Source organism: Chitinophaga agrisoli (assembly GCF_008386695.1).
Classification (GTDB): Bacteria; Bacteroidota; Bacteroidia; order Chitinophagales; family Chitinophagaceae; genus Chitinophaga; species Chitinophaga agrisoli.
Map to the genome: position 1 here is coordinate 1,130,278 of NZ_VUOC01000001.1, position 12,510 is coordinate 1,142,787.

13 protein-coding genes are annotated in these 12,510 nt (G+C 47.6%); 7 read left to right on the plus strand and 6 right to left on the minus strand.

Going from position 1 to position 12,510, the window contains the following annotated elements:
- Positions 1–16: 16 nt before the first annotated feature.
- The 5 genes from F0L74_RS04680 to trmB all read right to left on the minus strand — a co-directional run bounded on the left by F0L74_RS04680 (position 17) and on the right by trmB (position 4,054).
- Positions 17–2,101: a histidine kinase gene (locus F0L74_RS04680; protein WP_188315861.1), complete on the minus strand. Its 2,085-nt coding sequence runs from the start codon at positions 2,099–2,101 to the stop codon at positions 17–19.
- Between the two features lie 16 nt (positions 2,102–2,117).
- The gene (locus F0L74_RS04685) at positions 2,118–2,348 is read right to left on the minus strand and encodes a 4a-hydroxytetrahydrobiopterin dehydratase (RefSeq protein ID WP_149836654.1); all 231 of its coding nucleotides are present in this window, start codon (positions 2,346–2,348) and stop codon (positions 2,118–2,120) included.
- Between the two features lie 88 nt (positions 2,349–2,436).
- Positions 2,437–2,880, minus strand: coding sequence for an IPExxxVDY family protein (locus F0L74_RS04690; RefSeq protein ID WP_149836655.1), 444 nt, complete (start codon positions 2,878–2,880; stop codon positions 2,437–2,439).
- Positions 2,881–3,168: 288 nt separating this feature from the next.
- Positions 3,169–3,375, minus strand: a complete 207-nt coding sequence (locus F0L74_RS04695; RefSeq protein ID WP_149836656.1) for a C1orf53 family protein — start codon at positions 3,373–3,375, stop codon at positions 3,169–3,171.
- Entirely contained in the window at positions 3,350–4,054 is a 705-nt protein-coding gene (gene trmB, locus F0L74_RS04700; protein WP_149836657.1) for a tRNA (guanosine(46)-N7)-methyltransferase TrmB, read from the minus strand. Before trmB ends, F0L74_RS04695 begins: the two co-directional genes overlap by 26 nt.
- A gap of 705 nt (positions 4,055–4,759) precedes the next feature.
- Between trmB and F0L74_RS04705 the strand changes: the two genes are divergently transcribed.
- Positions 4,760–5,227 (plus strand): Lrp/AsnC ligand binding domain-containing protein, encoded by a 468-nt coding sequence (locus F0L74_RS04705; protein WP_029465139.1) that lies wholly within the window; start codon positions 4,760–4,762, stop codon positions 5,225–5,227.
- 62 nt (positions 5,228–5,289) lie between these two features.
- Here F0L74_RS04705 and F0L74_RS04710 read toward each other — a convergent pair whose 3' ends face one another.
- Entirely contained in the window at positions 5,290–5,979 is a 690-nt protein-coding gene (locus F0L74_RS04710) for an alpha/beta fold hydrolase (RefSeq protein WP_149836658.1), read from the minus strand.
- Between the two features lie 197 nt (positions 5,980–6,176).
- On the opposite strand from F0L74_RS04710, the gene F0L74_RS04715 reads away from it, so the two are divergent.
- The 6 genes from F0L74_RS04715 (at position 6,177) to rpiB (ending at position 12,457) form a co-directional block, all read left to right on the plus strand.
- A complete protein-coding gene (locus F0L74_RS04715) occupies positions 6,177–6,860 on the plus strand; it encodes a DUF4290 domain-containing protein (RefSeq protein ID WP_246197621.1) in 684 nt (227 codons plus the stop codon).
- On the plus strand, positions 6,857–8,170 hold the full coding sequence (murA, locus tag F0L74_RS04720) for a UDP-N-acetylglucosamine 1-carboxyvinyltransferase (protein ID WP_149836660.1): 1,314 nt from the start codon (positions 6,857–6,859) through the stop codon (positions 8,168–8,170). Before F0L74_RS04715 ends, murA begins: the two co-directional genes overlap by 4 nt.
- Before the next feature lie 207 nt (positions 8,171–8,377).
- Positions 8,378–8,944, plus strand: a complete 567-nt coding sequence (gmk, locus tag F0L74_RS04725) for a guanylate kinase (RefSeq protein WP_149836661.1) — start codon at positions 8,378–8,380, stop codon at positions 8,942–8,944.
- A gap of 114 nt (positions 8,945–9,058) precedes the next feature.
- Entirely contained in the window at positions 9,059–10,315 is a 1,257-nt protein-coding gene (locus tag F0L74_RS04730) for a hemolysin family protein (protein WP_149836662.1), read from the plus strand.
- 795 nt (positions 10,316–11,110) lie between these two features.
- On the plus strand, positions 11,111–11,971 hold the full coding sequence (tatC, locus tag F0L74_RS04735) for a twin-arginine translocase subunit TatC (protein ID WP_149836663.1): 861 nt from the start codon (positions 11,111–11,113) through the stop codon (positions 11,969–11,971).
- Between the two features lie 24 nt (positions 11,972–11,995).
- On the plus strand, positions 11,996–12,457 hold the full coding sequence (rpiB, locus tag F0L74_RS04740; protein ID WP_149836664.1) for a ribose 5-phosphate isomerase B: 462 nt from the start codon (positions 11,996–11,998) through the stop codon (positions 12,455–12,457).
- The last annotated feature ends 53 nt before the right edge of the window (positions 12,458–12,510 follow it).

Genomic DNA, 12,510 nt, shown 5'->3' on the forward strand with positions numbered 1-12,510 from the left:
TCACTATTGGGGTATGCTACAGTTGCGGTATCAGGATCCTTACGATAGTACCGCTTTCCGTAAAGTTACGATGGGATTTGTCTATTATTTCTATATGGATGTCCGTATTGTACATTTTATTTAATAATTCCGCCCGGTTAAAACTGATCTCCATACCGGAAGACTGGTGGTGTTTGGGTAAAGTGCGCAGCTCCCGGGAGCGGGTAATGCCAATGCCATTGTCCTCTATCACGCATTCCAGCACATCCGCATCCAGCTGCTGGAAACGGATGATCAGCTGTCCGATGGTCTGATCGGGGTTGGTCATCCCGTGTTTTACCGCATTCTCCACATAGGGTTGCAGCAGCATGGCCGGTATTTCCAGTTCCGTGGTGGCCAGGGCCGGGTCTACCCGGATATCGTATTCCATTTTATTCTCAAAACGCATTTTCTCCAGTCCCAGGTATGTATTCAGGTAGGTGATCTCATCCGTTAAAGTAATAAAATTACGCCGGGAAAAATCCAGTGTTTTCCGGATCAGGTAGGAAAAATCAGACAGGTACTTCTGCGCGTACTCATAATCCCGTTGCATTACAAACAGCTGTATGGAATTAAGGCAGTTAAAAATAAAGTGGGGATTTATCTGTGCCCGTATGGCCTTTAGCTCTATCTCCGTTAGTTTTTTATCGTATTCTATATTCAGCTGGATCTGCCGCTGTTCTTCCAGTTCCTGTTTTTTACGCAGTATTTCGGAGGTTTGTTCCTTTACCAGTTCTTCCAGCTGCTCGTTGAGCTTGCGTTGCAGCTCTTTGTTCTTATTCAGCTGTTTGATCAGCATTTCCTGGGTTTTGGTACGTTCGTGATGCACCAGTTTATTACGGTAGCTTAAGCCAGCCAGGAAAAACATGGCCTGCAATAATATGCCGGTCATCATCAGCATAGAAGGGGCGGAGAGCTCGCCCAATGCGCCTGTTAGTCCTAAAGATTTTATCCGCAACAGGAAAGAGGCCAGGTAGGCCATATAAAAGCAAAGGGAGCCAAACAGGAAGAACCGGATCAGCGGATGATGGCGGGAACGCTTGGCCAGTGCGATAAAGATCACCAGCAGCGGCAACAGCGTAGCCAGGTATACATAACCGTATATAATACCCGGGATATGATATTTTTCCCAGAATATGCAGAAGAAGCAGATGAGTATAACACCGCCGGTGCAGGCGGCAGATATGTTAAAGATCCGTTGCATGTAGGGATACCTTTCCTTCAGGTTCAGGAAGGCGTTGCCAAACAACAGGTACATAAAATAAAAGCAGAACAGCATGGCGGGCGCGTCCCAGTAATACTTAAGCATGGGCCAGCGGTGAAAAACAGACAGCTGGTACGGTTTGCTTTCCAGGCGTAGCGCAAAGAAAAGCACCAGCCCCATAATATAGGCCGCAAAGTACAGGTAAGAGCGGTCCGGCAGCTGGGTATAGTTGATAATGGCAATGGTAAGGAATACCAGCAGCATACCCAGTATTACCTGTATCACCACCGCCGGCGCCCGGTAGGTATTGAGCCCGTTATTACGGAAGCGCTCATATTGCAGCGCGTTAAACAATACCGGCGCAAGGGGTTTGCCGTTAAAGGATTTATTGATGATGTGCAGCAGGAAGGTGCGTGATTGGCCGGCCGGCACCTGTACGGGAAAGCCGTAACGCTCCCAGCGGCCTACATCGTCCTTATCCAGCATCAGACCGGCATGCGACAGTGCGGTCCAGCCGCCATTGCCGGTGCCCACATACCAGTACATGTAATCATGCCAACCCGTAAATAAAGTAAGCGTAGAATCTTTGCCGCCCGTATTGCGTACGGATAATTTCAGCCAGCAATCCCATACCCGGTGGTTCTTATGCGCATTTTGCCAGGCAGGCAGCGATTGTTGTGGCGGGATAAATGGCCGCCCCTGCACCTGTTGCAGGGATAACACATGACCGGTTGTCTCCACAACCGTAATATAGGGGCGCAGATCCACGGTTGCAGGTGGCGCTCCCAGATCTATCAGGAGCGTGTCTTCAGCCGCAGGTTGAGCAAATACGCTGGTGGTGTAACAAAAGATGAGCAGTAAAAAACAGATACGTTTCACAGGTATCATTATATGTTTACAACAAGCCGTCTATGGTCTTCGCCAACCGGTGATCCTTATCTGTTACTACATTGCCTGCATCATGGGTGCTCAGGTATATCTCCACCTTATTGTATACATTGATCCAATACGGGTGATGATCCATTTTTTCTGCAGCCAGCGCTACTTTGGTCATAAAGGCAAACGCTTCCTTAAAATCACTGAACTGGAAAGCCCGGTACAGCTGATTATCCTTTTCTTGCCACATAAAATAGGTTTATGTTTAAACAATGATGTGCGCGGTGCCTATCCGGAAAAATCCGGATAGTTGTTACTGTCCTTTTGCGGGTCCTATGTTAGAAAATAAGATTCACTTTGTTCTTTATCTCTCTTAGATCTAATAAAGACACTAATTGTACCAGCTCAACGTGGCGCAACGCTTCTGTTAGTTTTTTTACATCCTGCGGCCCGTAATAATCGCCTTTTATAAGCCACAGGTAGTCAATATTTTTCAATTCAGGCAACAAAAACTCTGCCTTGCAGTGATTGTTATAAAGATAATGGGATACGGATTTGGTGGGCTCCTGGAATTCGTACACCGTAAAGAAAAAAGACCGCTGGTGTTTGGTCAGTTTGATCTCCAGGGAATTATTTACCCGGAAGGGGTAATGTAATTGCCTGTTTAGCTGCCAGCTTAGCTGGTAATCCCGGGCAGAAGACACAATTCCCATCAGGTGGGTGCTCTCAAAGAAATCTTCTACCAGCTGATCTTGATCCAGTTTTAGTTTTAATGCCGACATAAAGTTGTTACAATTCAGGATTACAGGGTTAAAGGCCTACTTGCACCTATAGATCGTTTTTCTTGCTCCTTGTTCTTCTTTCTTTTTCCCTTGTGTTATTGGATACCAAAATACGGCTTAAAGTGTTGACTTTTACCTTTCCTCGTAATTATTCCCGGTCAGACCGCTTAGCCGGATATGGTCCGGTTCGCCTGGCGGGTGTTATGTTTTTGGGCTGGAAGCCACTGCCAGTGCTTTTGTTGCCGGCAGTCACTGTCTTTGCCAGCCTTGTCCTATGGCTTCCGGTGATTAACCGGCTCCTTTTTCCTGTTCCCGTTCACGGCGGGCAGTCAGCAGGGCTGTTCTTTTGGGCTCCTGCACTTTTTCATAATCGTACGGGCAATGCCTGCAGCCATTACCGCAGCAATGGCCTCTGTCCAGGTGGTATTGCGCCGTAAATACCATGTAGCCCTGCTCGTTATAATAAAAATCAATATGCTCCCTCAGTGGCTGCATCAGAAGGTAACTTTATCTGCCGCCAGTCAATAGGCGCTGCCGGCAGGGTAAAACGCAGGTACCGGATGGTGCGCCCGTTGCTCAGGTGCATACCTTCGTAAAAGGTCTTTATCTGTAACAATGCCGGTACTTCCGGCAATGCATATACGTCCGGGATATCTTCTTCCAGCCCGCAGCCCACAGCTGCTATTACCTCCCGGGTAAATGCATAGAGCTCCGGAGAATCCGTTTTAAGATGGATGACCGCTCCCGGCGCCAGCAGCGGCTGGTACAGCTGTAAGAACTTGGGATGGGTAAGCCGTTTCTTGGATTTGGATTGCCGCAGGAATGGATCGGGGAAGGTGATCCATATTTCGCCAATCTCGCCGGGCGCAAAATACCGGTCCAGCTTGTCTATCTGGGTACGGAGGAAGGCCACATTGGGCAGTGGTTCTTCCAGCGCTGTTTTGGCGCCCCGCCAAATGCGGTTGCCCCTCAGATCTACCCCCAGGAAATTGCGCTCCGGGTAGCGCCGGGCCAGGGCCAGGGTATAATCTCCCTTGCCGCAGGCCAGTTCCAGCGTAAGCGGGTGCTGGTTGCCAAAAAATGATTGCCATTTGCCCGGCATGCCCTCCGGGTATATCAATACGTTAGGAAAAGTTTCTATCTCCGCAAAACGTACCAGTTTCTTTTGTCCCATTGGCGCAAAAATATTCCATTTTGGTGTTAAAACACAAAAGCGGGTTAAATCAGTATCATTCAATGGGTAATGGTGATTTCCCGGGGTAAGGGCACGAGTTGGGAAACCGGAAACAGGATTTAAAAGGCGTGGTGTAACTTCAAACAGGATTTTCTAACAGTATGGCAGCCGGTTTGCCGGGAAGTATATGAAATAATAAAGATGGGTGGTAAAAAAGATTCAGCGGGCATTGGTATCACATGGGTGAACCGTAACAAACATTCCAGGCGGCTTCCGCCAGACGATAATTCGCGGTTTTTTTCAAGATAATAGGGTCAACCGGGCAAAAAAAGGGTATATTACCGCCGGGCAATAAAAAAACGGCCGTCCCGGTTTTCACCAGAACGGCCGTTAACAGCTGTAGGAGAAGGATTCGAACCTCCACGAGGCGGTTAGCCTTAGCACAAATAAGATTAGTGGTCAACCCATTATGCTACGTTTATCCCGGACTCCCCACCCTCGAGACAAGAGGGCATGTCTGCCAGTTCCATCACCCCACAATATTTGCTCTTTAGTAAGTATCACTTGCTGATTCCCTACGTTCAATGATGCAAATCTAAACAGAGAGGCTATTCTTTGCAAATTTTTTAAGAAAAATTTTTGAAATTTCGATATTTTTTAAATATTTGCATGTGTGTTTAAAACAATCAAAAACAAATTGTAAAAATGAGTCACAATTTGAATATTGACAAACTAGATCTTCAGATCATCAGTGAGATGATGAATAACGCAGAGATCTCCTATGCCGATCTGGGGAAGAAACTGTTTGTTTCCGGCGGCACTATCCACGTAAGAATGAAGAAATTACAAGAACTGGGTATTGTTAAAGGTACAAAATTACATGTAGATTTAAAAATGATCGGGTATGACGTAATTGCCTTTATAGGCATCTACCTGGAGAAAAGCTCCATGTATGATACCGTTGCAAAAGAGCTGCGGAAGATACCTGAAATGGTGCGCCTGAACTATACCACAGGCAGCTACAGCATGTTTGCGGAAATTATCTGTAAAGATATCACACAGCTCCGCAGGATACTCCACGATGAATTACAGAAGATCAAAGGAATAGAAAGGACAGAGACCCTGATTTCACTGGAAGAGAGCTTTTACCGTACTATCAACGTTGTGGAATAATCAGTAGCATTCACGCATAGATACCTCATAAAACATCAAAAGCGTTCCGCGTACTTAAAGCATTATTCATTCATAAATCGCTGTATAAGTGTGGCCACCAGTGCTGCATCCACCTTTTCAATGGGGTGAGGCGTATTGGGCAGCACCGCCAGCCGGCCGTCTGGCTGGGCCTTGTATACATCTACTGTTTCCTGGAGGCTTACCATCTGGTCCCGGTCGCCCAACATGAGCAGGGTAGGGGTGCTTATTTCCGCATAATCCGTGGGCTTTAGCAATGGCTGCCGTCCCAGTTCCTGCATCAGCGCCGCAGTGGACCGTAGCACCTGTTTCCAGTCCGCGGGCGCATGCCGCTCCTGCAGTGCTTTGGCAAAAGCTGGCACTTTTTGTTCGATCACGGCGGCGTCCAGCATCTTTACCTCTTTGGCGGCGGTAGCTGCATCCCAGTGGTATTTGGTGCCCAGCGTTATTACCCGGCTCACGCGCAACGGGTAATGCCGCGCCAGGTACATAGCCACATAACCACCCATACTGTAACCGAATATAGGCACGGCCGGCAGGCCATGGCTTTCCAGGTAATGCAGCACATCCTTTGCCAGCAGCGGAATGCTCAGGTCCGCTTCCGCGGCGGGCGCATCTCCATGACCGCTGAAATTAAGGGTATGCACTTTGTAGTGTTTTGCTAATATGGAACCGGTGGTATCCAGCTGCGCTTTGGTGCCCAGCGCGCCGTGCAGTAGTAGGATGGGGTGCATATCGGATGCAGTTTTAGCTTTTTATTTGAGGTTTTTTTGTTAAGTTTGCAAAATACGTTCACTTCACAGCAAAGTACACTTTATTCCTTACTTTGTTTCTTCGCGTAAAGTTGACTTAATAATCCGTAAAAATTGTTGTTTTTAATATCCAGACAATTCAGCTAATGGAATACAATACCACACGTAATCATTTGATAATGAAGGAGTATGGCAGGAATATCCAAAAAATGATAGAATACCTGCTCAGCATCGAGGATACAGACGTACGTCAGGGTCAGGCCATGGCTTTAATAGAGCTGATGGGCACCCTTAACCCCCACTTAAGGAATGTAGAGGATTTCAGGCACAAGCTCTGGGATCACCTGTTCCTGATCTCTGATTTTAAACTGAATGTAGAATCCCCTTATCCCATACCTACCGCCGAAACTTTGAAGTATAAGCCGGAAAGACTGCCTTATCCTAAAAGATATCCCAAGCTGCGGCACTTTGGTAAAAACCTGGAGATGGTGATCGATAAAGCCCTGCACGAAGAGAATCCGGAAAAGAAAGAAGGCTTTACCCAAACTGTTGGCAACTACATGAAGCTGGCTTATAGCAACTGGCATAAGGAAAGCGTACATGATGATGCCGTAAAATCAGAGCTGAATACCATTACAGCTGGCCAGCTGGAATACCATCCTGGTGGTGGTAGCAAGCAGGCGGTGGTTGAATCCGGCAGCTTTACCGCTGGCGGCGAATTTCACCGTACCCCCAGCAGCGGTGGTAGCAGCATGAAGCGGAAATCCTACCAGCAGAATAAGTTCAAGAGTGGTGGCGGTAGCAGCAATGGTAAATCAAATAAGCACAGCAACAATAAATACAACAAAAACAGGAACAAGTGAGCAGTGCTTTCGAAGTAAGAGGCGGCCACCGCCTTAAAGGGGAAATTGTGCCCCAGGGTGCCAAAAACGAAGCTTTACAGATCATCAGCGCCGTATTGCTCACACCGGAAAAAGTAACCATCAGTAACATACCGGATATCCTGGATGTGAACCTGCTGATAGAGTTGCTGGGCGATATAGGCGTAGCAATAAACCGCCTTACCCGCGATACCTGCGAATTTACCGCTGCAAATATTGATATGGCCTATCTCCAGAGCCCGGAATTCAAAAAGAAATCCGGCAGGCTCCGTGGATCGGTAATGATCGCCGGCCCGCTTCTGGCGCGCTATGGCAGGGCTTATATACCCAAGCCCGGTGGCGATAAGATAGGCCGCCGCCGCCTGGATACGCATATCATCGGTTTTGAGAAGCTGGGCGTAAATTTCGTATACGATACAGACGATAATTTCTTCCGCCTGGAAGCTGGCGACGGGGGCTTAAAAGGCACTTATATGTTGCTGGATGAGCCTTCTGTGACCGGCACGGCCAATATCATCATGGCCGCCGTAATGGCAAAAGGCGTTACCACCATCTATAATGCTGCCTGTGAGCCCTATATACAGCAGCTTTGCAAGATGCTGAACAGTATGGGCGCTAAGATCAGCGGGGTAGGCTCTAACCTTATTTCCATAGAAGGGGTTACCTCCCTGACCGGCTGCAGCCACAGCATGTTGCCGGATATGATCGAAATAGGCTCCTTTATTGGCCTGGCTGCCATGACCCAGAGCGAGATCACCATCCGCAATGCGGGCGTGGAGCACCTGGGCATTATCCCGGAAAAATTCCGGCAGCTGGGTATCCAGCTGGAGCTGCAAGGCAATGATATCTATATTCCCGCACAGGATTCTTACGAAATACAGACTTTCCTGGATGGTTCCATCCTTACCGTATATGATCATCCCTGGCCCGGTTTTACGCCGGACCTGTTAAGTATTGTGCTGGTGGTGGCCACTCAGGCCAAAGGCAGCGTGATGATCCATCAGAAGATGTTCGAGAGCCGTCTGTTCTTTGTGGATAAGCTCATCGATATGGGCGCACAGATCGTGTTATGCGATCCCCACCGCGCCGTAGTGATAGGCCTGGGCCGGCAGCATTTGCTGCGCGGTATCACCATGTCATCACCGGATATACGCGCCGGCGTGGCCCTGCTCATCGCGGCCCTCAGCGCGGAAGGTAAAAGCACTATCCAGAACATTGAACAGATAGACCGCGGTTACCAGTATATTGATGAAAGGCTCAGGAAACTGGGCGCAGACATAAAGAGAGTGTAAAACAGCGGTTAGGGGTTAGCTGTTAGCATTTAGGGATTGACCGCAAGTTTATTGCAGACCGCTGAAAGCTAATAGCTAACACCAACCTACCAACGACTAACAATTAATAACCGCCACCGCTGAAAGCTGTTATATACAGCCATCAGCTAAAAGCTAACGGCTATTGCTAAAAGCTAACCGCTAAAGGCTACGCAGCTAACTTAACGCATGTCATTGGAGAAGATCATCATCATCACTGCCCCCTCTGGTGCAGGGAAAACTACCATCGTAAAAAAATTATTAGCGGAAATGCCACAGCTGGCATTTTCCATCTCCGCCAGCACCCGTCAGCCCCGCGGTAATGAAGTGCATGGTAAGGATTATTATTTCCTGAGTACAGACGAGTTTCACCAGAAAATAGAGGAACATGCTTTTGCGGAGTATGAAATGGTGTATGCCGGTAAATATTATGGCACACTGAAAAGCGAGCTGCAACGCATCTGGGACAATCAGCAGGTGCCCCTGGTGGATATTGATGTAAAAGGCGCCCTGTCCATAAAGGAAACCTATCACCAGGCCGCCCTCAGCATCTTTATAGAGCCGCCATCCCTGGAAGCGCTGCGGGTACGCCTCAGTGAGCGTGGTACGGAAACAAAGGATTCCCTGGAGGAACGCCTGGCCAAAGCCCGCTATGAATTGTCCTTTTCCCACGAATTTGATGAGATTGTTGTGAACGATGAGCTGGAAAAAGCATACGCCGCCGTAAAAGCGCTGGTGCTTGCTTTTATCGGCTAAACATATTGAATGGCAGCCGATAGCCCTGGCGTAGTAATTGCTGGGGCATAACCTCAAATAACAGTGAACCGTACGTCGCTGCCATCTGTTAAAAAAAACTTTATATTTGTTCTAATGGACAGTTATACCATCTTTATTTTGGTTTTTCTGGTACTACTGGCCGGCTTCTTTGCAGGCCTGGAGACAGCCTTCGCTAATCTGAACAAGCTCAGTATAGAGCTTAAGAAAAAGCAGGGCAGGTCTACCGGCAAGATCCTGGCTAGTTTTAATGAAAACCCCTCCCGCTTCCTGGCTACCAGCTTACTGGGCCTGGGCATTGTAATGGTGATCTACGGCATCCTGTTTGCCGGCATCTTCCAGCCCCTCTGGGATGCAGTGGTAGCCCCCACCTATCAGCCTTTTTTGCTGTTTATGGAAATATTGGTGGCCACTTTCCTGGTGTTATTCCTGGGCTTTTTTATTCCCCGGGCCGTATTCCGCTCCCGCCCGGAGGGTTTGCTGAGCTTTTTCGCCTTACCGGTTTCCGTTATATCTAAACCCTTGTATGTAATAGGTAATCTGCTGGTATCTATTTCTGAATGGATCCTCAAATACCTGTTCAATGTAAGGATCATAGAAAACAGGCCCTCTTTTGCCCGGGTGGATGTGGAGCACTTCATCCGCCAGTCGCAGCAGCATTTTGCAGAGAACCAGGAGCTGAATACAGAGCTGTTTGAGAATGCGTTGTCCCTGGCCCATGTAAAGATCCGCGGCTGCCTGATACCGCGTAAAGAGATAGAAGCCCTGGAGATCATCAGCCCCATCTCTGAGGCGCGCCGCAAATTCATGGAAACAAAGCTTTCCAAGATCATCATCTACGAAAGTACCATAGATAATATCCTGGGTTACATACACCAACTGGATATGTTCAAGAACCCGGCGGATATTCCGGCCATTATCCATCCCATTATGGTGGTGCCGGAAACCATGAGCGCCATTGACCTGCTCAGCAAATTCAACAAAGAACGCAAAAGTATTGCGTGGGTGGTGGATGAGTTTGGAGGCACCGCTGGTATTGTGACCATAGAGGACGTGCTGGAAGAGATCTTTGGTGAAATAAAGGATGAGCACGACGTGGAGGAGTTTGTAGAAAAGCAGATTGCAGAGAAAGAATATATTTTTTCCGGCCGCCTGGAGCTGGACTACCTGAACGAGCGTTACAATTTCGACTTCCCGGAAGACGAGAGCGAAACGCTGTCCGGTTATATCATCAATCACCATGAAACCATCCCCAGGCTTAAGGAGCGCATTATTATCGACGACTACGAGTTTGACGTGCTCAACGTGACAGACACCCGTATCGAGATGGTGAAAATGAAGATCCTGGGCTAGAATAAGGGTAGTATAAGAGACAAAAAACTACTTATCCTGGTAAAAGATCAAAAGAAAAAAAAGTTGTCCTTGACATTGTTCGAAAATTTTTAATATATTTGCATCGTCAAACGCAAGGAAAGCTTGCAAAATCGATTTAGGAACCGTTTGCTAAATCGATTTAAAAAAAAAGTAGTAGGAATTTAACACGGATTTTATACATTTGCTATAAATGATGTAACACTATTATTTGATTTTTGTTAAAGGGTTGTAAAAAATATTGTTACAACATTGGTAATAAAATAATTCTTTCTATTTTTGTGATAGAAATTTAGACGCAACCAGAGATAAAACTTATTTTGAAAGCTTGCCATCAATCGAATAAGCAGCAGATCTGGAAGCAGAAGACATTCTCGAATTCAACTTTTTTGGGGTTAACAAACAATGGATGAAAGGCCGGCTCTTGATTCTTCTTGGGCTGGCTCTTTTTTTGTACCTATATCAGCGTCTCTTTTCCCCAGATTCCTCATATTCCGTTTAATATCCGTTTTTCATACCTGTTCAGCTTAGCTTCCGTCATTCACCTGCACACCGGACAATTCACTGCATCTGCACATTAGCACATTAACCCTGTCCTGCCGGCGCTGCCATCCAATCCTCCATATGCCCATGCCTCATCCTCCACCCATCAGCACATCTGCACGTTACAACATCCGCATACCGGCCCCCCATCTATTTTTTCCATTTTCCTTTCCACCTTTCTATATATTTGTGATCTTGAATTGGTAATAATTCTACACTGATCTATTTGGTACAATGTTTAAGAAGATTTTTGCGAATAACAGCAACAAGGCAGAAATGTCTTTTTTCGACCACCTGGAGGACCTGCGCTGGCATATTATCAGATCAGTGGTGGCTATCATGGTGTTCAGCATATTTGGTTTTGTATACACCAAGGAAATATTGGATAATGTGATCTTTGGGCCCACAAACGCCGATTTCCCCTCTTATATAGTGATGTGTAAGTTCAGCCACCTGGTTGGGCTGGGCGATAAGATGTGTATTACGCCGGTAAAGGTGCAATTTCAGAACTTTAAGATGGCGGGGCAGATCATGCTGCAGTTTAAACTGGCATTCATCCTGGGGCTGGTACTGGCCTTCCCGTATATCTTCTGGGAGTTCTGGCGTTTTATCAAACCAGCCTTAAAGGAGCGCGAGCTGCGCGGCGCCCGGGGCGTTATCTTCTGGGTATCTTTCCAGTTCTTCCTGGGTATCGCTTTCAGCTATTTCCTGATGGCCCCCTTCACCATTAACTTCCTGGCCGGTTATACGGTAACGGATAAGGCAGTGAACCAGTTCTTCCTGGATGACTACTTCTCCCTGATGACACAGATCATACTGGGTATGGGCGTATTATTCGAGCTCCCCATCCTCGTATTCTTCCTCACCAAGATCGGCCTCATAACGCCGGATTTCATGCGCGCCTACCGCCGCCATGCGATTGTGGTGATACTGGTGCTGGCGGCCGTTATTACGCCGCCGGATGTGGTGGATCAGCTGATCGTATTTACGCCGCTGTATTTGCTCTATGAAATCAGTATCTTTATATCCCGGAAGGCGCTGCGCGAAATGGACGAGAAAGAGAAACACCCGGTAGTAGAAGAAGAATGGTCCTAGTGATCTGTAAACAGAGAAACTGATATGCAACATCCCGCATTATTTAATCTATCGTTGCCGGTAGCCGTAGGCTCTGACCACGCCGGCTTTGAATATAAGGAGGAGATCATTTCCTACCTGGAAGCAAAAGGTATACAGGTAAAGGATTTTGGAGCCTGGTCAAAAGATTCCGCAGATTATCCTGATTACGCACACCCGGTAGCCACCGCGGTAGAAAGGGAAGAAGTAGCTTTTGGTATATTGGTATGCGGCAGCGCCAACGGCGTAGCCATCACCGCCAATAAACACCAGGGCGTACGCGCCGCTATCTGCTGGGGCGAGGAGCTGGCCAGGCTGGCCCGTGGTCATAATGAGGCCAACGTTATCTGCATACCGGCCCGTTTTGTAGACACGGCCGTTGCCAAACAGATGGTGGATGTGTTTATCAACACACCCTTTGAAGGGGGCCGCCATGAGAACAGGGTTCGTAAGATCGCCTGTTTATAACACCATCAGAACATTATACAGCGCTATAGATGCAGCCAGAGAAGTGAAGACAG